The following is a 23847-nucleotide window of genomic DNA, read 5'->3' as shown; positions in this document are numbered from 1 at the left end:
GCCCCCTCATGGACGCAATCCGCCAGTTCTTCATGACCGCCCCGGTGCCTCCCGACACCCTGGCGCCCTCGCTGTGGCTGATCATCGCGCTGCCCCTGCTCGGCGCGTTCATCTGCGGCGTGTTCGGCCGCAAGCTGGGCCGCGGCAACGTGCACCTCGTGGCGCTGGGCGCCGTCGCGGGCTCCTTCGTCCTGAGCGTGCTCGCGTTCTGGGCGGTGAGCCACGTGCAGGGCGGCCGCCCCGTGTCGCTCACCAGCTCCTTCAGCTTCAACTCGGTGCGCTACGCGATGGCGCACGACTTCGGCACCTGGTTCAGCGCGGGCGACTTCCGCGTGAACTTCGGGCTGATGGTGGACCACCTCAACGCCATCCTGCTGCTGGTCATCACCGGCGTGGGCTTCCTCATCCACCTGTACTCCACCAGCTACATGGAGCACGACGAAGGCTACTGGCGCTACTTCGCGTACCTCAACCTCTTCGTCGCCGCGATGCTCACGCTGGTGCTCGCCGACAACCTCGTCCTGCTCTTCGTGGGCTGGGAGGGCGTGGGCATGTGCAGCTACCTGCTCATCGGGTTCTGGTACAACGACGCGGCCAAGGCCTGGGCGGGGCGCAAGGCGTTCATCGCCAACCGCGTGGGTGACTTCGCGTTCCTCATCGCCACCTTCCTGCTGGTGCTCACCGTGGGCGCCTTCCAGCGCCAGGCGGACAACACCAACTTCGCCCCGGACAACAACCGCCCCGAGCGCTACGCGCAGGGCCTGTCCGCCAAGGGCCCGCTCACCTTCCAGGGCCTGGAGGCCATGGCCAACGCGCTGCCGCACGAGGGCGCGGCGAAGGTGACGCTGCACTCCGAGATCGTCGAGGGTCCGCTCGCGGGCTACACCTTCGGCGGCGTCATCACCGCCATCCTCCTGCTCTTCCTGCTGGGGGCGAGCGGCAAGAGCGCGCAGCTGCCGCTGTACGTGTGGCTGCCGGACGCGATGGCCGGCCCCACCCCGGTCTCCGCGCTCATCCACGCGGCCACCATGGTGACCGCGGGCGTGTACCTCTTCTGCCGCATGAGCTTCCTGCTCGTGCTCAGCCCCACGGCCATGGCCGTGATCCTCATCATCGGCACGCTGACCAGCCTGCTCGCGGCGCTCATCGCGTTCGCCCAGGACGACATCAAGAAGGTGCTCGCCTACTCCACGGTGAGCCAGCTGGGCATCATGTTCATGGGCGTGGGCGCGGGCATCTTCTGGGCCGCGGCGCTGCACCTGGTGACGCACGCCTTCTTCAAGGCCTGCCTCTTCCTCGGTGCGGGCAGCGTGATGCACGGCAACGGGGACGAGACGGACATCAAGAAGCTGGGCGGCCTGCGCACCGAGATGCGCTGGACCTGGGTGACCTTCATGATCGCCACCCTGGCCATCACCGGCATCGTGCCGCTCTCCGGCTTCTTCTCGAAGGACGCCATCCTCCACGGCGTGCACCACAACCAGCTGGGCGAGAGCCTCGAGTGGGTGAGCCACCTGTGCGGCATCCTCGGCTACGTCATCGCCGCGAGCACCGCGTTCTACATGACGCGCCTCTACCTGCTCACCTTCGAGGGCCGCCGCAGCAGCGAAGCGCGGCTCGCGCACGCGCACGAGAGCAGCTGGCTGATGACGCTGCCGCTGGTCATCCTCGCGGTGCTCAGCGTGGTGGCGGCCGTGTACGCCTTCCCGCTGATGCAGCTGCCCTCGGGTGAGCACCAGCCGGTGTTCGAGAACTTCCTCAACCCGGTGTTCGCGAGCGCCGAGCGCATCGCGGCGGCGGGCCGCGAGCTGCGCCTCGAGCACGAGCTGCCGCACGCGCTGGACTACTTCATCGCGTGGCTCATCGCGCTCGCGGGCGGCGCGCTGGCGGCCTTCCTCTACATGCGCTTCTTCCCGGCGCAGGCGGGCAAGCCCGCTCCGGCGTGGGCGCGCGCCATCCGGCGCGCGGCGCAGAACAAGTTCTACGTGGACGAGGCGTACGAGTTCGTCGTCATCCGCCCGCTCAAGTTCCTCAGCATGATCCTCTACCGGGTGTTCGACGCGCTCCTCATCGACACGGTGATGGTGCGCGGCACGGCCTGGGTGACCACCCGCGTCGGCAGCGCGCTGCGCTACGTGCAGACGGGGGATGCGCAGTCCTATGCCGCGGTGATGGCGCTCGCCCTGCTGGGCGGGGTGGCCTACGCGCTCATCCGGGTGCTCTCATGAGCTTCTTCGACTCCCACCTGCTCAGCCTCGTCGTCTTCGTCCCCCTCGCGTTCGCGCTGCTGGTGGCCCTGCTGCCGGCGAGCGAGCACGGGCAGATCCGCACCGTCACCTTCATCGGCATGCTGGTGGACGCGGCGCTCGGCGTGTGGGCCTACCTGGCCTACGACCCCGCGGGCCCCGAGTTCCAGCTCGAGCAGCGCGCGCGCTGGATCGACAGCCTGGGCGTGAGCTACCACGTGGGCGTGGACGGGCTCGCGGCGAGCCTGCTGCTGCTCACCGTGTTCCTCGGGCCGCTCGTCGTGCTCGCCTCCACCACGTACATTACCGAGCGGCGCAAGGAGTTCCACCTCGCGCTGCTGGTGCTGCAGACCGTGATGCTGGGCGCGCTGGTCAGCCTGGACGTGCTGCTCTTCTACATCTTCTTCGAGGCCATGCTCATCCCCATGTACCTGCTGGTGGGGGTGTGGGGCAGCGAGGACCGCCAGATGGCGGCGATGAAGTTCTTCCTCTACACGCTGGCCGGCTCGCTGGTGATGCTGGTCGCGGTGGTGGCGCTTTACTTCCTCTCGGGTCCTCCGGGCGGCCGCTCCTTCGACTACGCGAGCATCTACAACGCGCTCTTGCCCGCGAACCGCGAGGTGGCGGGTTGCGCCGCGGCCGGCACCTGCGAGAGCCTCACCGGGCTCGCGCGCACGCTGCACACCTGGGGGCCGTGGATGTTCGCGGCCTTCGCGCTCGCGTTCGCGATCAAGGTGCCGATGTTCCCGGTGCACACGTGGCTGCCGGACGCGCACGTGCAGGCGCCGGTGGCAGGCTCCATGATCCTCGCCGGCGTGATGCTGAAGATGGGCACCTTCGGCTTCTGGCGCTTCGCCATGCCCTTCTTCCCCAACGCGACCGCCGGCGCGCGCACGCTGCTCGCCACGCTCGCCGTCATCGGCATCGTGTACGGGGCGCTGATGTGCCTCGCCCAGCGCGACATCAAGAAGCTCATCGCCTACTCGTCCGTGAGCCACCTGGGCTACTGCATGCTGGGCATGCTCGCCATCACGGCGGAGGGCGCGACGGGCAGCGCGTACCAGATGCTCAACCACGGCATCAGCACGGGCGCGCTCTTCCTCCTCTTCGGCTTCCTCTACGAGCGTCGCCACACGCGCCTGATGAGCGACTACGGCGGCATCGCCAAGGTGATGCCGGTGTTCACCACGGCCTTCCTCATCACCACCTTCAGCTCCATCGCGGTGCCGGGCACCAACGGCTTCGTCGGTGAGTTCCTGGTGCTGCTGGGCACCTTCAAGAGCAGCCTGCACCTGCCCTTCGGCGTCTTCGCCGCCACGGGCGTCATCCTCGGCGCGGCGTACATGCTGTGGATGGTGCAGAAGGTGTTCTTCGGCAGCCTCACCCACCGCGAGAACATGTCCTTGCGGGACATGAACGGCCGCGAGCTCGTCACCGTGCTGCCCTTCCTCGTGCTGGTGCTGGTGATGGGCCTGCGCCCGCAGCCCTTCCTGGACCGCCTCAACCCCTCCACGGAGCGCTTCATCGCCCGCGCGGGGCTCGGCCTGAAGGGCGCCCGCCCCGCCGCGGACGACACCCTGCGCATCCAGGCGATGGCGCTGCCCGCCGAGGACTCCGGCACGCCCGGCCTCGCCGTGGCTGCGGACGCCGCCCCCCACCTCCCCTCTACCCGGCCGTAAGGCTCGCGCCCCGAAAGCCGACCTGCCATGAACCTCCCCTCTCTCTCCCAGGCAGACTTCCTCCCGCTGCTGCCGGCGCTGCTGCTGGTCGTCGGGGCCTGCGTGCTGCTGCTCTCGGAGGTCTTCCTCCGCCCGGGCTCCAGCCGCGGCTACCAGGCGGTGCTCACCGCGGTCACGGCGGCGCTCGCCGCGGCGCTCGCGCTGAAGCTGGTGTTCGAGCCGGCGCGCGAGGTGCTGCTGGGCTTCGCGGTGCTGGACCCCTTCAGCTCCTTCCTCACCTTCACGGTGTGCGTGGGGCTCGCGCTGGCCACGCTCACCGCGCAGGGCTTCCTGCGCCGGCGCGGCGCCGAGCGCGGTGAGTTCTACGCGCTGATGCTCTTCGCCTCCGCGGGCATGAGCCTGCTGGCCATCAGCAACGAGCTCATCACGGTGTTCGTGAACATCGAGGTGCTCTCGGTGGCCACCTACGCGCTGACCAGCTACCTGCGCCGCGGCACGCGCCCCTCCGAGGCGGGCTTCAAGTACTTCATCCTCGGCGCCTTCTCCTCCGCGGTGCTGCTGTACGGCGCGGCGCTGCTCTACGGCGCCACCGGCACCACGCTGCTGGGCAACATGAGCGGCCCGCTTCGCGCGGCGCTGCAGGACAACGCGGCGCTCGTGTACTGCGGCATGCTGCTGGTGGGCGCGGGCTTCGCGTTCAAGGTGGCGGCGGTGCCCTTCCACATGTGGACGCCGGACGTGTACGAGGGCGCCCCCACCCCGGTCACCGCGCTGATGAGCGCGGGCGTGAAGGCGGCCGCCTTCGCGGCGCTGGTGCGCGTGTTCGTCACGCTGGGCGCGGGGCTTGATCCGCAGGCGCCGATGATGCTGTTCAGCGCGCTCGCCTTCCTCACCATGATCGCGGGCAACCTGCTCGCGCTGCCGCAGCGCAACGTGAAGCGCATGCTGGCCTACTCCTCCATCGCGCACGCGGGCTACGTGCTGGTGGCGGTGGCGGCGCTCTTCGTCACGGCACCCGGCGAGAAGTTCAGCCTGCTGGGCAGCACGCAGCTCACCGGCAGCCTGCAGGGCGCCGGGATGCGCGCGGACGCGCTGCGCGGCATCCTCTTCTACCTCTTCGCCTACACGGTGAGCGCGGTGGGCGCCTTCGGCCTGCTCTCGGCGCTCGAGCGCCGCGAGGACGAGGACCGCGGCACTGCGTGGGACCTGGAGCGCTTCAGCGGCCTCGCGCAGCGCAAGCCGGGCTGGGCGCTGGCGATGGCGGTGTTCATGCTGTCGCTGGGCGGCATCCCGCCCACCATCGGCTTCCTGGGCAAGCTGCTCATCTTCCAGAGCGCGGTGGACGCGGGCCTGGTGGGCCTCGCCATCGTGGGCGTGCTCTCCAGCGCCGCGGGCGTCTATTACTACCTGCGCGTGGTGGTCTACATGTACATGCGCCCGGTGGCGGACGGCGCGCATGCGCTCGAGCGCAGCGTGGCCACCGAGGTGGCGCTGGTGGCGTGCTCGCTCGCGGTGGTGGTGCTGGGCATCCTCCCCGGCCCCCTCACCGGCTGGCTGCAGACCGCGAGCACGATCTTCACGCGCTAGCCCCGAGCGGGCCGCAGCTCCCCGAGCCCCGGCAGGCCTCTTCGCGGAGGCCTCCCGGGGCTCTTGCTTTCGGTCTTCCGACTCCCGCATCGCGAGGGGCGGGTCACATGCGATGGCGCTGGCCCGCTTCAGGTGGGTCGCGAAAGGAGCACCGGCGTCACGGACTGGAAGGCTCGTCCAACAGACGCTCGCCACCGCGGCGAGTCTGCGCAGGCATCGCCGCTTCCCAGGCGTCGTCTCCCGCACGGGGCGCTGACCTGCCCGATGGGGCGTCGGGACCGGAAGGGTGGCGGAGCGCCTGCGCCCCTCGCGGTGGGGCGCTGCCCGCATGCCGCGCTCAGGGGTGACACGCCCGCGCGCGCGGCCTCCCGCGTGGAGCGAAACGTCCGTTCCCCTCGCGAGGGCTGCGCCTCGATGCCGCGCTTCACGCTGCGTGTGTCCCCCCTCGGGAGCGGACGGCCGGCTCGCGCAAGAACGTAAAATAGGATTTTACGTTTTTGCATCACGCGACCCTCGGCCTCTGGAGGGGCCTCTCATTTTGAGAAGGGCGTCCGAGGGGTGGCTCTCACTTTGAGAGAGGCCTCCGCGGACGGCTTCACCCATCCGGAGATGCCTCGTCCCCTACCCGGCCTCTCCCTCTTGAGCCGTGCCCCTCGCGCCACTCTCGCGCGTCTGTGCCGTCAGCGCCCTGAACTCTGCGCTCAAGCGCGGAAACCGATCGAGCCGAAGCGGCCCGGGCTCGACTTGCGACACCGGAGGGGCGCGCACCGCATCCCCGCATCGACGCAGCCCCCACTCCGCTGCGTCCCGGGAGATGGCGCGACGTAGCGCCGCCTCCGAGCGCGCTCGGCGCGTCGAGCGCGCGTGCCCCTCAGGTGCCGGCCGTCGGGCGAGCAGCCGACCCCGCAGGGCGCTCCCCTTCCTCCCCCGCCGTTCCCACGCCACCTTCCCCCCACGGTCCGCGCGGGAGGCGCACGCATGGGGGTGCAGGAGACGCTGGGCAAGTGGGTGGGGGCGACGTGGGCGCCGGCCGCGCGCGTGGGCTCCACCCTGCGCCACGCGCGGGTGCTGCACCCCGAGGGGCTGATGATGCAGGCCCACGTGCAGCCGGTGCCGGTTCGCCCCGCCCTCGCGCCCCTCGCACAGCGGCTCTCGGGCGCGGCCCTGGTGCGCCTGTCCACGGCGCTCTGGCGCGGGGGGCGCGAGTGGCCGGACATCCTCGGGCTCGCGGTGCGCTTCCGGAAGGAAGGCCCCCTCACCGAGGAGGCGCAGCCGGGCGACCAGGACCTGCTCTGCGCGACCCTTCGCTCGCCCTGGACGCTGGGGCTCGCCCCCCTCACCACCCAGGTGCACGACTGGCTCGCCAACGACTACTACGGCGTGTCCCCCTTCGAGGTGGAGGGCCTGGGCCGCGCGAAGCTGAGGCTCGTCGCCCAGGGGCCGGGCTCCCAGGGGGCGCTGGGCACGAGCCGCGTGCAGCGCCTGCTCGCCGCGGCCGGGGAGGGCCACGCCCGCTTCGCGCTGGAGGTGCAGCCGCTGGGCGGAGCGAGCGCCGGGGTGTGGTCCCCCGTCGTCCAGCTCGTCCTGGGACGCGAGCTGCAGCTGGACCCGGCGCGCCTGCGCTTCAGCCCCTTTCGCAGCGGGCGGGGGCTGAGGCCGGTGGGCTTCGTGCACTCCCTGCGGGTGCTGCCCTACCGCGAGAGCCAGGCGGCGCGGGCGCGGCACTGACAGGGGGGCGTGGTAGGACCCAGGCCCCGAAAAAGAAGGCGGCCCGACACTCACGAGGAGCGTCGGGCCGCGGGTCTTCTACAGGAAACGCACCTGAAGTGCTGAAGGGGTGGGGGGGAACCGCCTTCAGCGGGCCTTCGATGTGTCCCGGGGAGTGTCTTAGCAGGCTGCGTGCCAGCGCCCCGGAAGTGGCCCACCCGAGCGATCTCAAGGGTTTAGATCAGCAAGCGACACTGAAGGGGCCCCCCGACCCCATTTCATCGCTGCAATGGGGTTTCAACTCTGAAAATTTCGAGCAATCTCGGGCACTTGGCTTTTTCACGTTTGCAGCGCCCGCGCCACAGCCGGATCAGGGCTCTCCCTCACGCCCTCCGGGCGGCCGCAGGTTGAGCCGCTTCATCTTGCGCCACAGGGTGGTGCTGGAGACCTGCAGCTCCTCGGCGACGCGGGCGAGGTCCATCCCGTTGCGCTCCAGGGCCTGGGCGATCGCCCGGCGCTCGGCCTCTTCCACCGCGGCCGCGAGCGAGGCGCCCCCGGCCCCTCCGCCGAGCCCACCGGTCGCCCCCGAGATGGCCGCGAGCGAGAGCCCCTGGATGGGCGTCTCCGTCCGGCCCCCGGCGCCCGAGCGGCCCGAGGGGCGCAGCGGGAAGTCCTCGGGCAGGAGCTCCTCGCCCTCGCCCAGGGCGGCCGCCTGCTCCACCAGGTTCTCCAGCTCGCGCACGTTGCCCGGGAAGCCGTAGCCCATCAGGTGCTCCACGGCCGCGGCGGACAGGCGCTTGGGCCGGGGGCTGCGGGCGTTGGCGCGCTCGAGGAAGTGCTCGGCGAGCGCCGGAACGTCGTCCAGGCGCTCGCGCAGCGGGGGCACGCGCAGGGTCACCACGTTGAGGCGGTAGTAGAGGTCCTGGCGGAAGCGCTTGGCCTCCACCTCCTGCTCGATGTCCCGGTTGGTGGCGGCCACCGTGCGCACGTCCACGCTCAGCGCGGTGCTCTCGCCCACGCGCCGGACCTCTCCCTCCTGCAGCGTGCGCAGGAGCTTGCTCTGGAAGGCGGGGCTGGTCTCGGTCACCTCGTCGATGAAGAGCGTGCCGCCGTGGGCCTCCTCGAAGAGGCCGCGGCGCGCCTTCACCGCGCCGGTGAAGGCGCCCTTCGCGTGGCCGAAGAGCTCGCTCTCCAGGAGGCTCTCGCTGATGGCGGCGCAGTTCACCGGCACGAAGGGGCGCGCCTTGCGCCGGCTGTGCGTGTGCAGCGCGCGCGCGACCAGCTCCTTGCCGGTGCCGCTCTCGCCCTGGATGAGCACGGTGGCGTCCGACTGCGCCACGCGCAGCAGGCGCCCGGTGAGCTCGCGCATCGCGGCCGAGCGCCCCACGAGGCTGGAGAGGCCGTGGCGGCTGTTGAACTCGCCGGCGAAGAGGTCCACCGCGCTGAGCAGCTTCGCGCGCTCGAGCGCCCGCTCCACGCGGTAGCGCAGCTCGCCCTCCTTGAAGGGCTTGGTCACGTAGTCGTAGGCGCCCAGGCGCATCGCCTCCACGGCGCTCTCGATGGAGCCGAACGCCGTCATCACGATGGCCTGCAGCCGCGGGCTGGTCTCCATGCCGCGCTTGAGCAGGGTGAGCCCGTCCATGGGCTCCATCTTCAGGTCCGTGAGCAGCAGGTCCACGCCGCCCTGCGAGAGCACGCCCAGGGCCTCCTCGCCCGTGGCGGCCTCGAGCACGGTGTAGCCCTCGGCGCGCAGGAGCATGGCGGTGGTGGCGCGCATGTTGCGCTGGTCGTCCACCACGAGGATGCGGCCCTTGGGAAGGGGGCCGGCGCCGCCCCCGGTCTCGCCGGGGTCGCCGGAGCTGAAGGGGACGGGGGTGAGGGGGCTCATGGGGCCTCCGGGGGAGCGAGGGGAAGGCGGAAGGTGAAGGTGGTGCCGCGCCCCGGGGTGCTGGCCACGGCGATCTCCCCGTGGTGCTCGTCCAGGATGCGCTTGACCACCGCGAGGCCGAGGCCGGTGCCCTGGGCCTTGGTGGTGAAGAAGGGCTCGAACACGCGGTGCACCAGCTCGGCGGGGATGCCCGGGCCCTCGTCCGCCACGTCGATGCGCAGGAGCGGCCGCCCGTCCCGGTCCTCGCGGCTCGCGCGCACCTGGAGCTTGCCGCCCTGGGGCATGGACTGCAGCGCGTTCACGGCCACGTTCACCAGCGCCTGGCGGATGAGGCGGCGGTCCATGGGCACGTGCGGCAGCCCCGGCTCCACCTCCTGGTCGATGGTCACGTGGCGCTCACCGGCGCCGGGCGTCTGCTGGCAGGCGGCGTCCAGCGAGTCCTGCAGCACCCGCGCGAGGTCCTCGGGCTGTAGCACCGGGTCGCGCGGGCGGGTGTAGTCCAGCAGGTCTCCCACCATGCGGTTGAGCCGGTCGCTCTCCTCCGCGAGGATGTCCAGGAGCATCGCCGCGTCCCCGTGCGGGTGCAGCAGCCGGCGCAAGCTGGACACGGCGTTGAAGATGACGCCCAGCGGATTGCGCACCTCGTGGGCCACGATGGCGGAGAGCTCGCCGAGCGCCGCGAGCCGCTCGCGCTTCACCATCTCCGCGCGTGTGGCCGCGAGCTCCGCGTAGCTCGCCCACAGGCTCTCGTAGAGGCGCGCGTTGGCGATGCTGAGCGCGAGCTGGCCGCAGGTGGCCTCGGCGAGCTCGATGAGCGCGGGCGTGAAGGCGCGGGGGCCGCGCACGTCGTCCACGATCACCACGCCGATCAGCTCCTCGCGGCTGGTGAGCGGCACGCCCAGGAGCGCCTTCTCGCCGTAGCGCTGCACCAGCTCCTGGTTCACCTGGCCGCCCGCGCGCGACACGTCCTCCACGGCGACCGGCCGGCGCTCGCGCCCCGCGCGCGCCGCCACCGTGTTCGCGGTGAGCGGGGCCACCACGTCGCGGAAGCCCTCGCGGTGCGCCGCGCTCGCCGCCGCGCCGCGCAGCAGGTTGGCCTTCTCGTCGTAGAGCATGATGAAGCAGTTGGAGACGTCCAGCAGCTTCACCAGGAAGTCGGCCGCCACGTCCAGGATGCTCGCCGTCTCCAGCGTGCCGGAGGTGGTGCGCGCGAGGTCCAGCAGCAGCCGCGTGTCCGAGAGCTGGCGCGCGCTCTCGCTGCGCAGCCGCCGCTGCTCGAGCAGCGCCACGAGCAGGTCCCCGAAGGTGCCCATGAGGCGCAGGTCATCCGGGCCGAAGGGGGGCGACCCGGGGCCGCGCAGCGCCTGCAGCACGCCGCGCACCTGGCCGCCGCGCGTGAGGCGCACCGCCGCCCCCGAGCGAAAGCGCGTGCCCAGCGCCCGCGCCCGCTCGGCCTCGCCCAGCACGTCCGAGAGCACCCCGCCCTCGCGCGCCGCGGCGGCCGCGGACAGCCCCTGCCCGCTGCGCTCGCGCTCGAGCGCCACGCGCTCGTCCGCGTCCAGGCAGTACTCGGCGAGCAGCACGTAGTCGCCCGTGCCGGCCTCCGGCAGGTGCAGCGCCACCGCGTCCGCGGCGAGCGGCCCCGCGATGCGCGCGAGGAAGGCCTCGGGCGCGGGCGGCACCGGCTGCGCGACGAAGCGCGCCACGTCCGCCACCGCCTCCATCTCCCACTTGCTGCGCTCCACGCTGCCCAGCAGCCGCGCGTCCGAGAGCGAGGCGGCCACCACCTTCGCGAAGAGGCTGAGCACGCTGGTGTGCGCGAGCGAGAGCCCCGCCCCCTCGAGCCGCAGCACCTCCGGCTGCGCGCTCACCAGCGGCAGGTACACGTGCCCGGGCTGCGCGCCCTCCGTGCCGCCGAAGGTAGGACGCTCCTCGGCGAGCGCCTCCAGCCCCAGGCCCAGGTCCTCGGGCAGCGGCCCGCCGTCCTGCGCCACCAGCGCTCCGCCGTCGAAGGGGAAGAAGCGGCAGGTGAAGCCCAGGCGCGAGAGCGTGTCGCAGGCGACGCGGCGCACCGCCGCCTCCGAGTGCGCGGACACGAGCGAGGCGGACATCTCCACCAGGTGCTCGGCGAGCCCCACCTCGGGCCGCTGCTCCGCGGTGCGCACGAGGCTCGCGAGCACCGCCTTGCCGCCGCCCTCCACCTCCACCTGGCGGTGCTCGATGAACAGGTCGACGAGCCGGCCGTCCGGGGTGCGCAGCGTGTAGGCCACCGGGCCCGGCGCGGGCACGAGCTCGCCGGCCCTGCGCGCGGCGTGCTGCGCGGCGAGGCGGCTGCGCTCCTCGGGCGCGGTGAACTGCGTGTAGGGCCGGCCCAGCGCCTGCTCGCGCGTGACGCCCACGAGCTGCAGCCAGGCGGCGTTGGCCACCCAGATGCGCTCCTCGTGGACGCAGACCACGGGGTTGGGCATCAGCTCCACCCCCGCGGCCAGCTCCTCCCGGCTGTAGCGCTTGGTCGTCATCCGCGTCGCAGGACCCGCTTGTCGCCCACCCGCAAGGTCACCTTCTCCCGATCGAAGTACTCGGACAGCGGGATGACGTACTTGCGCGTCTGCCCCACCATCTCCTTGAACGCCTGGGTGGAAATGTCCTTCTTCTCACGAAGGTGAGCAACCAGCCGCTCGCGCAAGGCCGCGAGCGCGGCCGCATCGAAGAAGAGCTCCTCGCTCACCCGCACCAGCGCGCCCGTGCCCGCGAGCTGCAGCAGCAGGGGCAGGAGCCGGGGGCCGGGCTGACCCAGGGCGGCCGCGAGCTCGGCGAGCGTGGGCGGGGCGAGCTGCGCCGCCCGGAAGCGCTCGAGCGCCCGGGCCTGCACGCCCGCCTCGTCCCCGCTCAGCCTCCCGCCCTGCCCCGGCAGCCGCAGCCGCTCGTGCGCGAGCTCCACCCGGCCCCCCTCCTGCAGCGCCGCGAGCACGCGGGCAAAGGCGCGCGGGTCCAGCGCGTCCGAGAGCCGCTGGCGCAGCTCCTCCTTCGGCAGCCCTTCCGCCGCGGGGGCCTCCTGGTGGAAGCGCTCGAGCAGCGCGAGCGCGCGCGCCTGCAGCGCGTGGAGCACGGCGCCCGCGAGGTAGAGGCGGCGCTCGCGGTCCACCAGCACCGCGGCGCCGCGCGCGCCCAGCAGCTCCAGCGTGCGCGCGAGGGTGCGCGGCGCCAGCCCCGAGCGCCCGAACAGCTCGGCCTGGGTGAGGCCGCGGTAGCCGGCCTGCTCGAGCAGCCACTGCAGCTGGCTCCCCGCGTCCCCCGCCTGCAGGGGCGCGAGCAGCGCGGAGGCGCCGCGGCGCCGGCGCGGCGTGCCGACCGCGAGCACGCGGCCTCCGGCCACCGTGGCGCCGCGCCCCGGCAGCGCGCGCGCGGCGCGCAGGATGAAGCGCTGGCCCACCAGCGCCGCGAGCGGCTCCTCCAGCCGCAGCTGCGCGAGCCCCGTCTCCCCGGGGGCGAGCTGGGGCAGGTCCAGCAGCGCCACGGAGGCCTGCACCTGCGCGGTGCCCAGGTGCAGCAGCAGCTTCTGGCGGCGCGGCAGCGGGCGCTCGAGCGCGGCGAGCGCCGTGAGCTCCACGTCCAGGGTGCGCACCTCGGGCAGCTCCCCCTCGCGCGTGAGCACCATGCCGCGCCGCACCTGCTGCGGCTCCACGCCGGCGAGGTTCACCGCCACGCGCGAGCCAGCCGCGACGCGCGCCTGCGCGGCGCCGTGCTGCTGCAGCCCGCGGACGCGGAAAGGGCCGCCCAGCCCCGGCAGCAGCGCCGCCGCGTCCTCGGCCGCGAGCGTGCCGGACAGCAGCGTGCCGGTGACCACCGTGCCGAAGCCCTTGAGGCTGAAGGCGCGGTCCACCGGGAGGAACACGGGCCCTTCCGCGGGGCGCGCGCCCGGGTGCGCGGCGGCGCGGCCCAGCGCCTCGCGCAGGGCGTCCAGCCCCTCGCCGGTGCGCGCGGAGACCGGGAGCACGGGGGCGCTCTCGAGGAAGCTGCCGCGGGTGAGCTCCGCGAGGTCTGCGCGCAGGAGCGCGAGCCACTCCTCGCCCAGCTCCGGCAGCAGGTCGCTCTTGGTCAGCGCCACCACCCCGGCCTGCACGCCCAGCAGGCGGCAGATGTCCAGGTGCTCGCGGGTCTGGGGCATCACGCCCTCGTCCGCGGCGACGACGAAGAGCGCGAGGTCCACGCCGCCCGCGCCCGCGGCCATGGCGCGCACGAAGCGCTCGTGGCCCGGCACGTCCACCACGCCCGCGAGCCGCCCGTCCGGCAGCCGCAGCTGCGCGAAGCCGAGCTCCAGCGTGATGCCGCGCCGCTTCTCCTCGGGCAGCCGGTCCGTGTCCACGCCGGTGAGTGCCTTCACCAGCGCCGTCTTGCCGTGGTCGACGTGGCCGGCGGTCCCGATGATCATGGGCGGGTGTGGCGCTGCGGGAGGGTCAGGCGCCCGCCTTGTCCGGGTCCACGTCGAAGCGGGCGTCCTCACTCACCTGCTCGTAGTCCCAGGGGAACACCACCAGCCCCTGGGTGCTCAGCGCGTGGTGGTCCGGGGCGAAGCCGCCGGGGCGCGCCACCATCACCGCGGTGCGCGTCTCCTTCGCGCCCACCTTGCGCGCGAGCTCCACCGCGAGCTCCAGCGTGTCGCCGCTGCTCGCCACGTCGTCCACCACGAGCACGCGCTTGCCGGCGAGCTCCGCGGGCATCTCGCCGGCGAGCCGCGGCTGCTTGCGCACCGCCTTGTCGCGGCTGCGGCGGCTGATGCGCACGGGGAAGAACTCGCAGCCCAGCGCGCTGGAGAGCGCGCCGCCCACGAACACCCCGCCGTGCGCGACGCCCACCACCGCCTGCGGCTTGAACACCGCCTGCACCGAGCGCGCGAGCCCCTGCACGTGGCGGTCGAAGTCCGCCCAGGTCAGCTCCTGCACGCTCGTCTTCTGGCGGCTCTGGTCGCGCCCGGTGAGCTGGCGCGGCACCTCCACCTGGGGCGCGTAGACGAAGTCCGCAGGCACGGAGACGATGCGCTGGGCCTGCTCGCGCCCACCGGCCTTTTCGGAGACCTTCCGGGACGCCTTCTGCTCCGGAGCCTTGGCCCCGGAGGTCTTGCCCTTCGTCAATGCCCGCTTGATCGCCACGGCTGTGTCGCCTCTGAACGTCGGGTGGAGGCCCCAGTCTTAGCCGCGGGGCGCGCCCCCCGCCACTGCCGTGCGGGGGGCGGGGGCGCCCGAGTGCCCGGCGCTGGGCACTCAGGCCGCGAGCCGCTCCTCGACGATGCGGTCCGCCACCTGCTCGGGGCGCTGGCCGCTCGACTTGGCGCGGGTGAGCACCATCTCGATGGTGTCGTAGATCTTCTCGGCGCGCGCGTACGCCTTGTCGCGGTCGTAGCCCACCACCTCCTGGGCCACGTTGATGAGGCCGCCGGCGTTGATGGCGTAGTCCGGCGCGTACACGATGCCCCTCTCCGCGAGCAGCTGGCCGTGGCGCGGCTCGAGCAGCTGGTTGTTCGCCGCGCCCGCCACCGCCTTCACCCGCAGCAGCGGCAGCGTGCTGTCGTTGATCGCCCCGCCCAGCGCGCAGGGGGCGAAGATGTCCGCCTCCTGGCGCAGCAGCTGCTCGGCGCTCAGCGCGGTGGCGCCGTAGGTCTTCACCGCGTGCTCGGCGGCGGCCGCGTTGATGTCGCTCACGAAGATCTTCGCGCCGCGCTGGTGCAGCTCCTTCACCAGCGGCATGCCCACGTGCCCCACGCCGAGCACCGTCACGCGCATCCCCTTGAGGTCCGCGGTGCCGAACACGTGCTTCGCGGTGGCCTCCATGCCGCGCACCACGCCGTAGGCGGTGACGGGCGAGGGGTCGTCCGACTTGCCGCGCAGGCCCACCACGCTGTCGGTGCGCCGCTTCACGAACTCCATGTCGTCCGGGCTGGTGCCGCTGTCCTCGGTGGTGATGTAGCGCCCGCCGAGCGACTCCACCCCGCGGCCGAAGGCCTCGAAGAGCGCGGCGCGGTCGAAGCTGCCCTTGGGCAGCATGATGACGGCCTTGCCGCCGCCGTGCGGCAGCCCCGCGAGCGCCGCCTTGTAGGTCATGCCGCGCGCGAGCCGCAGCACGTCGATCACCGCGTCCTCCTCGGACGCGTAGGTGGCGAGCGCGCGGGTGCCGCCGAGCGCAGGGCCCAGCTTCGTGGAGTGCACGCCCACCAGCGCGCGCAGGCCCGTCTTCTTGTCGCTCAGGAAGTGGAGGGCCTCGAAGCTGCCCTCGAGCAGGTGCGTGAAGTAGTTCATGGCGGCGCGCTGTAGCGGGCGCTCCGCCGCGAGTCAATCGCCCACGCACGGGCGCCGGCAGGCCTGCCCGGAGCCCTTTCCCGCCCTGCTCAGGGCTTGGTGGCGCTCTCCACCAGCTCGCGGATCTCCTCCTCGGAGATGACGTACTGCGTCGTGCAGAACTGGCAGGTGGCCTCGGCCTTCTTGTCCGTGGCGAGCACGTCCTCGAGCTCCGCGCGGCCCATGGCGAGCAGCGCGCGCTTCACCCGCTCGCGGCTGCAGCCGCACTCGAAGTCGAGCGGGTAGCGGCTCATCACCTCGAGGTCGGGCCGGGGGAAGAGCGCGCGCAGGAGGCCGGCCGCCCCGCCCTCGCCCGCCTGCTCGGTCGCGGCGCGCACCAGCCGCTCCGAGAGCCCGGCGCCCAGCTCGCGGAAGGCCTCCAGGTCCCCGTCCGGCAGCGGCTGCACGAGCACGCCCACCACCTGGCCCAGGGGCTCGCTGCCCGAAGGCAGCAGCTCGATGGCGAGGCGCGTCTGCACCTGCTCGGACGTGGTGAAGTAGCGCTCGAGGTCCTGCGGGAAGTCGAAGGCCTGCAGCTCCACGCTCGAGCGGTAGTACTCGCCCTTGCCCAGGTCGCGCAGCACGGAGAGGAAGCCGCTGTTCCCGAGCACCGGGCGCCAGTGGTAGCGGCCCTCGCCGCCGGTGAAGCTCACGTAGGGGTTCTTGAGGTAGCCGCGCACGGTGCCGCCCGCCTCGGCGTCCGCGAACATGCCGCGCACCGGCCCGTCGCACTCGAGCTGCAGGTTGATGCGGCCCTTCTCCTTCTGCAGCGCCGCGAGCAGCGCGGCGCCCGTGAGCCCCTGCGCGAGCAGCGCCGCGGCCGCGGGCTCCGCGGAGTGCAGGGCGCGCGCCTTGCGCACGAGGGTCCCGGCGGTGACCAGCACCACGCGCAGGTCCACGTCCTTGAGAAGTCCACTGACGAGTTCGTCGGCCATAGGGACGGTTCACTAGCCTGCGCCCTGCCCCGCCGCCAACGCGAAAGCACGCCCTGCCGCCCTTGTGCCTGGAGGGCGGGGGCTCACCCAGGGCCCGTTCAAGCCTCATTGGAGCCCCCGGGTGGGGCTAATGCTTGGGACGGGCACTGCGGGCGCCCGGCGCGAAAAAGGCGATCAGGGCGGCCGGGGGGTGCGGATATAAGCCCCGTACGACGTCATCCCCGGGCGAGCGCCCCCGCGCGCGCGCCCGGCCTCGCTGGAGCCTCCGATGAGCACCCCGAGCACCCCTGCCGCCTCCGCCGTCCCGCAGAAGAACTCGCTCCTCACCTCCCGCCTGGGCAGCTTCCTCTCGGTGGTGCCGCTGGGCGTGTGGACGGTGGTGCACCTGTGGAACAACCTCGCCGCCTTCCAGGGCGCGAGCGCGTGGCAGCGCTCGGTGACCGAGTACAAGCACCCCTTCGCCCAGGTGCTCACCTGGCTCGTGGTGCTGCTGCCCCTGCTCATGCACACCGGCTGGGGCATCCAGCGCCTCTTCAGCTTCCGCCCCAACAACGGCAGCTACAACAACTACGGCAACACCAAGTACATCCTGCAGCGCCTGAGCGCAGTGGGCCTGCTCGCGTTCCTCTGCGCGCACATCTACCTGGCCTTCCTCCACCCGCGCCTGGGCGGCGGCGCCCCCGAGGCCTTCAGCGACATCGCGGGCGAGATGCACCACCACACCCCTACGCTCATCGTCTACCTGCTGGGCACCCTCGCCGTGAGCTACCACCTGGCCAATGGCATCCAGGGCTTCTGCATGAGCTGGGGCATCCTCGCCACCGAGCGCTCCATGCGCCGCTTCGAGCCGGTGGCGCTCGGCTTCTTCGCCCTCCTGCTCGCGATGAGCTGGGGCGCGGTCTACGCGCTGTACCGCGCGGGTGAGGCCTTCGGCGGGTAGTCGCTCCCGCGAGGGTCCGAAAGCAAGACGGCCGCCCCGGAGAGTCCGGAGCGGCCGTTTCGCTTTTCAGGGGTTCGGTGCCCTCTCCCGGAGGAGAGGGCGGAGGCGCCTAGAACGGGATGTCGTCGTCCCCGCCGCCGTGGCCGCCCTGGTTGTGGTCGTCCATGCCGGGGGGCGGCGCGCCGTAGTCGTCCCCGCCGCCGCGAGAGGCCCCGCCGCCGCCACCGCCGCCCGTGCGCGGGCCGCGGCTGAAGCCACCGCCACCCTCTGCGCCCGCGCCGTCACGGCTGCCGAGGAACTGGACGGTGTTGGCCACCACCTCGGTGGTGTAGTTCTTCTTGTTCTCCTTGTCCGTCCACTCGCGCGTCTGCAGGCGGCCCTCGATGTAGCACTGCCGCCCCTTCTTCAGGTACTCGCCGCAGAGCTCCGCGAGCTTTCCCCAGACGACGATGCGGTGCCACTCGGTCCGCTCCTGCTTCTGGCCATTCTTGTCCTGCCAGCTCTCGCTCGTGGCGATGCGGAAGTTCGCGACCGCCTGCCCGCCTGGGGTGAAGCGCACCTCCGGGTCCGCGCCGAGATTGCCGATGAGGATGACCTTGTTCACGCCTCCAGCCATGACTGCCCTTCCTTTCGAGAACCGGTCCGTTGCGGGCCGGTTGTACGTACCGCCGGGACCTCCCCGGCGGCTGAAGGAGAGCTATAGCAGCGGGGGCTGACACGCCGCGAATTCCAGGCCGGTAAATCGGCTCCGGAAGCGTCCGGTCGGCTGCCTGCCCCCTCTTTCGCTACAGGGCTGTGGTGCAGCGGGGGCGCTAGCGGCGCGCGGTGCCGGTCTCGCCCAGGCGCGGGGCCGCGGCGGTGCCGGTGTCGTCCGCCTCGGGAAGCTCGGGGGCGAGCTCCGGGTCCGGCTTCGGCGCGCCCAGGTCCGGCGGCAGCAGCAGGAGCAGCAGCAGCGCGGGCGCCATGGCGAGCGCGGTGGCGGTGAAGAAGGCGGGCCAGCCCAGCCACTCCACGAGCACGCCGGAGAAGCCGCCCAGCAGCTGCAGCGGCACCGCGGAGAGGCTGGAGAGCAGCGCGTACTGGGTCGCGGAGAAGTTCTTGTTGCACAGCGCCGTGATGAACACGGTGATGGCCGCGCTGCCCAGGCCGCCCGCGAAGTTGTCCGCGCCCACGGCGAAGCCGAGGAAGACGGCGTCCGTTCCGCGCGTGCCCAGCGCGATGTAGAGCAGGTTGGTGGCCGCCTGCGCCGAGCCGAAGAGCAGCAGGCTGCGCCGCACGCCCAGGCGGCTCACCAGCATGCCGCCCAGCACCGCGCCGCCGATGGCGCAGGCCATGCCTACGCCCTTCTGGATGGTGCCTACCTGGATGAGGGTGAAGCCCAGCCGCAGCACGTAGGGCGTATTCATCGCCGCTGCCACCGCGTCGCCCACCCGGAAGATGAGGATGAAGGCGATGGCGACCAGCGCAGCCCAGCCGCGCGACATGAACTCGCGGAAGGGCAGCACCACCGCCTGCACCAGATTGCGCGGCGGGCGCAGCGCGAGCGGCTCGCGCGCGAGGAAGGTGGCCACCACGCCCACGAGCATGAAGGCGGCCATCACACTGTAGCTGACGCGCCAGCTGGCCTTGGCCGCGATGATCAGCGCGAGCGACATCGCCACCACCATGCCCACGCGGTAGCCCACGTTGAAGGTGGCGATGCCCATCGAACGCTCCTCCTCCGTGAGGGAGTCGGTGCGGAAGGCGTCGATGGAGATGTCCTGGCTCGCAGCGAAGAAGGCCACCGCCACGGCGACGGCCGCCATCAGGCCGGGCGTGGCCTGCGGGTTGATGGACGCCATCACCAGCAGCCCCACCGCGAGCAGCACCTGGGTGACGAGCATCCAGCCACGCCGCCGTCCCAGGAAGGGAGGGACGTAGCGGTCCATCAGCGGCGCCCAGAGGAACTTGAGCGTGTAGGCGGTGCCCACCAGCGAGAAGTAGCCAATGGTCTTGAGGCTCAGCCCCATGGTCGTCAGCCACGCCGTCAGCGTGGTGCGCGTCAGGTACAGCGGCAGCCCGGAGGAGAAGCCGAGCGCGAACATGAGCCACACGCGCGGGCTGAGGTAGACGGAGCGCGGAGCGGACGGGGACGAGGAGGGCATGGAGGGCTGGGGCACGGAGGGGGCCGACTATAGGGGGATGCGAGGGGCGTGACACCCGGGCGCCGCGCGGTCGTCTGCCCGGCCGTGTGGCAGGCCACTGATGGCCCGGGGCCCGCGGCGGGCGGGCAGGCCGCTGCAACACGCCTCCGCAGGGCGCACCTTCCCGGGACGATGGCAGCGCGGAGGCGAAAGTGCGCACACGGCTGGGAGGGCGTGCGCGTGTATGCCGTAGGGCACTCCACCCGCAGCGCGGAGGAGCTCATCGCGCTGCTCGAGGCGCACGGGGTGCGCACGCTCGCCGACATCCGCACGGTGCCGCGCTCGCGCACCAACCCCCAGTTCAACCTGCAGCCCTTCGCGCGCACGCTCGCGGCGCACGACCTGGGGCACCTGCACCTCGCGGAGCTCGGAGGCCTGCGCCGCCCGCAGCCGGGCTCTCCCAACGGCGCGTGGCGCAACCGCAGCTTCCAGGGCTACGCGGACCACATGCTCACGGAGGAGTTCGCCCGCGGGCTCGAGCGCCTGCGCGAGCTCGCCCAGCACGGGCCGGTGGCCGTGATGTGCGCCGAGGCGCTGCGCTGGCGCTGCCACCGCTCGCTGCTCGCCGACGCGCTGTGGGCGCGCGGGGTGGTGGTGGGGCACATCGAGAGCCTCACGCGCGTGCGCGAGCACGTGCCCACGGCGTTCGCCCGCATCCGCGGACTGCGCGTCACCTACCCCGCGACGGCCATCGAGCAGGAGGCCCCGGTGCGGCGCTCGTCCAGCAGCGGCCGCAGCATGCTGCCCCATGCGAGGCGCCGGACGCGCAGCGCCGGGCGAGTGGCGCATTGACGCGGCTTCGCCCGGCACCCTCACAGGGAGGACTCGCTGCTACCCGCCCGGACGGTCCACCGCGGTGGTCTGCGGCAGCGCGTTGAGGAAGCCCTTGAGGTCCGGGGTGAGCACCGGCACCGCGCCGGCCGTGGCGCTCACCGTGACGGTAGAGCCTCCTGCCGCGGGCGCCTTCGCCTGGGCCACGGCCTGCGAGAGCGAGCCGTCCAGGTTGCGCGCGAAGGTGGCGAGCTCCGCGTCCTGGGCGCCCTGGCTCTGGCGCAGCGCGCGCCAGAAGGGGTGGTCCGCGTCGTCGCTGCGCACCAGGCCCTGGGCGAGCAGCGCCACGGCCGCGGTGCGGTCCGCCTCGGCGGCGCCCTTGAGCGTGCCCAGCAGCTCGTGGGGCGCCGTGCGGGCCACCTCGGCGAGGCTGGTGGCGAGCTCGCCCTGCGCCTGCGCGTCCTTGTTCGCCGCGCGCGAGAGCTCCACCGCGCGGGTGAGCGCCTCGGCGTTGCCGCCCGCCGCGAGCTCCATCACGCTGCCCACGCCGGGCACCTCGACGTTGAGCTCGCGGGCGACCGCGCGCAGCCGCCCGTACACCTCGTCGCCCGCGCTGAAGCTGTCCAGCAGCGCGCGCACGCCCTGGTAGTCGCTCGAGCTGGACTGGTAGAGCGCCTCGGCGACGACGGCGCGCACGGCGGGGTCCTTCTCGCTGCGCCACGCGGTGCGCAGGAAGCCCAGGTTGCGCGGGTCGCGCTGCTTGCTCATCGCGAGGTAGGTGACGATGTGGCCCTTCACCTGCGCGAGCGGGCTCACGTCGCCCGCACCCGGGGTGAGCTGCGCCACGGCGCGCTGCGGCCCGCTGGCGCTGCCCGCCGCGGCCACCGCCGCGCCCAGCGCGTCCAGCCCCTGCACCACGGCGCCGGTGCGGCCCGGGAAGTCGTTCACCATCATGGAGAAGGTGAAGCGCTCGCCGCCGGCCGCCTGCACGTAGCCGCTGAGCGCGGACACGTTGGCGAGCGTGCCCGTCTTGGCGCGCAGCCGGCCCACCGCGTCCGAGCCCTCGAAGCGGTACTTGAGCGTGCCGTCCTTGCCCGCGATGCCCAGCGAGCTCAGGTACTCGGGGGCGAGCGGGAAGCGCACCCACATGTGGCGCAGGATGCGGTCCAGCTGGCTGCTGCTGAAGCGGTTGGTGTCGTTGAGGCCGCTGCCGTTCTTCATCACGTAGCTGCCGCGCGGGATGCCCACGTCGCGCTCGAGGAAGCCCTCGACCACGTCGATGCCCTTCATGAAGCTGCCCGGCGCGCCGTGGACCTCGGCGCCCATGGTCTTCACCAGCGTCTCGGCGACGAAGTTGGAGGAGTGCTTGTTGAGGCGCTTGAGCACGAGGTCGAAGGTCTCGCTCTGGCTCACGTGCAGCAGGCGCGCGTTCGCGCTCACTCCGCCGAGCTTCACCTTGCCCTTCACCTTCACGCCGCGCTGCGCGAGCAGGCTCTTGAGCGTGTAGCCGAAGTACATGGGCGGGTTGTCCACCTTCTTCCACACGCTCACCGCGCCGCTCTTGTCCGCGGGCAGCACGCCGCGCACCACCAGCTTCTGCTTGTCGCCGGCCGCCTCGCTGCTCACGCTGATGCGGCGCGCGCGGCGGCTGCCGGTGGCGAGGCCGCCCTCCACGAGGAAGAACTCGCTCGCGGGCTCCACCTCCACGGAGGCCTTCTGGCCGGGGGCCTCGGCGGGGCGCAGGTAGATGCCCACGGTGTTCGCGTTGAGGCTGAGCGCGCCGGTGGGCGCCATGTACGCGCGGTCGGTGTCCTCCTGGTCGTAGCCGGGCGCGGTGCGCTCGGCGTCGAACCAGGTGTCGTCCAGCACGATGTCCCCCACCTCGCGCAGGCCCGCGTGCACCAACTCTCCCACCACGCCGTAGAGGCGCTCGGTGGTCATGGAGGGGTCGCCCTTGCCGCGCACGTAGAGCGTCTTCGCGCGGCCGCCGGAGAGCTCCGGCTCCACGAGGAACTCGGTGTCGAAGCGGTACTCGGGCCCCAGCGTCACCAGGGCCGCGGCGGCCGTGACCAGCTTCACGTTGGAGGCGGGGTTGAGCAGGTCGTCCGCGTTCTGGCTGAACACCACGCTGCCGTCATCCAGGCTCTGCAGGTGGATGCTCACGTGGCTCTGCTTCAGCGGCTGGCGCTCGAGCACCTGCAGCAGCGTGGCCTTGAGCGCCTCGCGCTCGGCGGCCTTCGACGCGGCCGACGGGGAGGCGGTCGCCGCGGCGATGGGCGCGGGGGCCGGGGCGGCGTGGGCGCTGCCCAGCGCGAGGGCAACTCCGAGGGCGGTGGCGGGGAGGGTCAGGCGGGGGCGCAGCACTCGCACTCCGAAGGGGAAACTCACGGGCGGATGAGAAGATGAAAGACGTTTCAGAGCAAGCGCGCCCCATTCCCGCGTGCTTGGCAGAGTGCTTGTCCTGCCGCCGGACTGGAAAGCTCCGGTACGCACGAAGAGCGGCCGTGCGTTCGGGGGCTGAGGCTGCGGACAAACCCCGCCCGCGCGCGTTCTCTTCCGCCCGCGCGCGGGCCGCTGCGCGGTTGCAGGGACGCCCCCGGGTGCCGCAACCTGCGCGCCCCCACGCACGGTGTGGGGAGCCAGGCGTGAGAGCCGGAGCCGACAGGAGCGCGCGATGAGGGCGGTGGTGCAGCGGGTGAAGGAGGCGAGCGTGACGGTGGAGGGCGAGCGCGTGAGCGCGCAGGGCCCGGGCCTGCTCGTGCTGCTGGGCGTGGGCAGGGGCGATGGCAGCGCGGACGTGGCGTGGATGGTGGAGAAGCTCGCCACGCTGCGCATCTTCGAGGACGCCGCGGGCAAGATGAACCTCTCGCTCGAGGACACCCACCGCGCGCTCATCGTGGTGAGCCAGTTCACGCTCTATGCGGATGCGCGCAAGGGGCGCCGCCCCAGCTTCACGGACGCGGAGGAGCCGGAGCGGGCGCGTGCCCTCTACGAGCAGGTGTGCGCGGGGCTGCGCGCGCGCGGCCTCAGCGTGGGCACGGGCCGCTTCGCCGCGGACATGCAGGTGGCGCTGGTGAACGACGGTCCCGTCACCCTGCTGCTGGACAGCCCGCCCCCTGCCCGCCCCCCTGCCTGAAAGCGCTGCGCGGCGGCAGGCTCCCCGGAATTCTTGGGCCCATGCACCGCCTCCTCACCCCGCGCGCCCACGGCCTGCTCGACTATGCGACCTCCGCGCTCTTCGCGCTGGGCCCGCTCGCCTTCGGGCTGAGGGGGCTGCCCGGGGCACTGTGCTGGCTGCTCGCCCTCGTCCACTTGGGGCTCACCCTCTTCACCCACTTCCCGCTGGGGCGGGTGCACCGGGTGCCCTTCGTGGCGCACGGGCGGCTGGAGGCGGTGGTGGCCGCGGCGCTCGTCGCCGCGCCGTGGCTGCTGCGCTTCGGGGGCGAGCCGCGCGCGCGCAACTTCTTCGTGGGGATGGGGCTCGCGGTCGCGGCGGTGTGGGTGCTCACCAACTACCGCGCCGCCGAGACGCGCGAGGACGCCCAGGTGTGGCGCCGCTGGCGCGCGCTCTAGGGCTGC

General features: G+C 72.7%; 17 protein-coding genes. 8 read left to right on the top strand and 9 right to left on the bottom strand.

All coding sequences use genetic code 11. The annotated features are described in order from the left end of the window. Positions 1–8: 8 nt before the first annotated feature. The 4 genes from nuoL to FGE12_RS21830 all read left to right on the top strand — a co-directional run bounded on the left by nuoL (position 9) and on the right by FGE12_RS21830 (position 7240). A complete protein-coding gene (gene nuoL / locus FGE12_RS21845) occupies positions 9–2228 on the top strand; it encodes an NADH-quinone oxidoreductase subunit L (RefSeq protein WP_153868496.1) in 2220 nt (739 codons plus the stop codon). Then, positions 2225–3925 (top strand): NuoM family protein, encoded by a 1701-nt coding sequence (locus FGE12_RS21840; protein ID WP_153868495.1) that lies wholly within the window; start codon positions 2225–2227, stop codon positions 3923–3925. Before nuoL ends, FGE12_RS21840 begins: the two co-directional genes overlap by 4 nt. Positions 3926–3952: 27 nt before the next feature. Continuing rightward, positions 3953–5512 (top strand): NADH-quinone oxidoreductase subunit N, encoded by a 1560-nt coding sequence (locus FGE12_RS21835; RefSeq protein ID WP_153868494.1) that lies wholly within the window; start codon positions 3953–3955, stop codon positions 5510–5512. 978 nt (positions 5513–6490) lie between these two features. Further along, positions 6491–7240, top strand: coding sequence for a hypothetical protein (locus FGE12_RS21830; RefSeq protein ID WP_153868493.1), 750 nt, complete (start codon positions 6491–6493; stop codon positions 7238–7240). Between the two features lie 349 nt (positions 7241–7589). Here FGE12_RS21830 and FGE12_RS21825 read toward each other — a convergent pair whose 3' ends face one another. From FGE12_RS21825 to FGE12_RS21800, 6 genes are all read right to left on the bottom strand, one after another. Further along, entirely contained in the window at positions 7590–8996 is a 1407-nt protein-coding gene (locus FGE12_RS21825; RefSeq protein ID WP_370459111.1) for a sigma-54-dependent transcriptional regulator, read from the bottom strand. 107 nt (positions 8997–9103) lie between these two features. Further along, the gene (locus tag FGE12_RS21820; protein ID WP_153868491.1) at positions 9104–11626 is read right to left on the bottom strand and encodes an ATP-binding protein; all 2523 of its coding nucleotides are present in this window, start codon (positions 11624–11626) and stop codon (positions 9104–9106) included. Beyond that, on the bottom strand, positions 11623–13539 hold the full coding sequence (selB, locus tag FGE12_RS21815; RefSeq protein WP_153868490.1) for a selenocysteine-specific translation elongation factor: 1917 nt from the start codon (positions 13537–13539) through the stop codon (positions 11623–11625). The genes FGE12_RS21820 and selB overlap by 4 nt, the downstream gene beginning before the upstream one ends. 25 nt (positions 13540–13564) lie before the next feature. Further along, positions 13565–14257 (bottom strand): phosphoribosyltransferase, encoded by a 693-nt coding sequence (locus FGE12_RS21810; RefSeq protein ID WP_370459102.1) that lies wholly within the window; start codon positions 14255–14257, stop codon positions 13565–13567. A gap of 111 nt (positions 14258–14368) precedes the next feature. Next, on the bottom strand, positions 14369–15400 hold the full coding sequence (locus tag FGE12_RS21805; protein WP_153868489.1) for an amino acid dehydrogenase: 1032 nt from the start codon (positions 15398–15400) through the stop codon (positions 14369–14371). Positions 15401–15489: 89 nt separating this feature from the next. Beyond that, entirely contained in the window at positions 15490–16374 is an 885-nt protein-coding gene (locus tag FGE12_RS21800; protein WP_153868487.1) for an Hsp33 family molecular chaperone HslO, read from the bottom strand. Between the two features lie 268 nt (positions 16375–16642). Between FGE12_RS21800 and FGE12_RS21795 the strand changes: the two genes are divergently transcribed. After that, entirely contained in the window at positions 16643–17314 is a 672-nt protein-coding gene (locus FGE12_RS21795; protein WP_153868485.1) for a succinate dehydrogenase, read from the top strand. Positions 17315–17423: 109 nt separating this feature from the next. Here FGE12_RS21795 and FGE12_RS21790 read toward each other — a convergent pair whose 3' ends face one another. Beyond that, positions 17424–17930, bottom strand: a complete 507-nt coding sequence (locus FGE12_RS21790; RefSeq protein WP_153868484.1) for a single-stranded DNA-binding protein — start codon at positions 17928–17930, stop codon at positions 17424–17426. A 196-nt stretch (positions 17931–18126) separates the two neighbouring features. Continuing rightward, positions 18127–19458: an MFS transporter gene (locus FGE12_RS21785; protein ID WP_153868483.1), complete on the bottom strand. Its 1332-nt coding sequence runs from the start codon at positions 19456–19458 to the stop codon at positions 18127–18129. A 219-nt stretch (positions 19459–19677) separates the two neighbouring features. Between FGE12_RS21785 and FGE12_RS21780 the strand changes: the two genes are divergently transcribed. Continuing rightward, positions 19678–20289, top strand: a complete 612-nt coding sequence (locus tag FGE12_RS21780) for a DUF488 family protein (protein ID WP_370459101.1) — start codon at positions 19678–19680, stop codon at positions 20287–20289. Positions 20290–20328: 39 nt separating this feature from the next. Here FGE12_RS21780 and dacB read toward each other — a convergent pair whose 3' ends face one another. Next, a complete protein-coding gene (dacB, locus tag FGE12_RS21775; protein ID WP_194798150.1) occupies positions 20329–22638 on the bottom strand; it encodes a D-alanyl-D-alanine carboxypeptidase/D-alanyl-D-alanine-endopeptidase in 2310 nt (769 codons plus the stop codon). Positions 22639–22942: 304 nt separating this feature from the next. Between dacB and dtd the strand changes: the two genes are divergently transcribed. Further along, a complete protein-coding gene (gene dtd / locus FGE12_RS21770; RefSeq protein WP_153868480.1) occupies positions 22943–23404 on the top strand; it encodes a D-aminoacyl-tRNA deacylase in 462 nt (153 codons plus the stop codon). 41 nt (positions 23405–23445) lie between these two features. Continuing rightward, positions 23446–23841 (top strand): hypothetical protein, encoded by a 396-nt coding sequence (locus tag FGE12_RS21765; RefSeq protein ID WP_153868479.1) that lies wholly within the window; start codon positions 23446–23448, stop codon positions 23839–23841. The last annotated feature ends 6 nt before the right edge of the window (positions 23842–23847 follow it).

Source organism: Aggregicoccus sp. 17bor-14 (genome assembly GCF_009659535.1).
GTDB lineage: Bacteria > Myxococcota > Myxococcia > Myxococcales > Myxococcaceae > Aggregicoccus.
The sequence above is the reverse complement of the archived record's forward strand: the minus strand, read 5'-3'. Positions and strand labels throughout refer to the sequence as shown.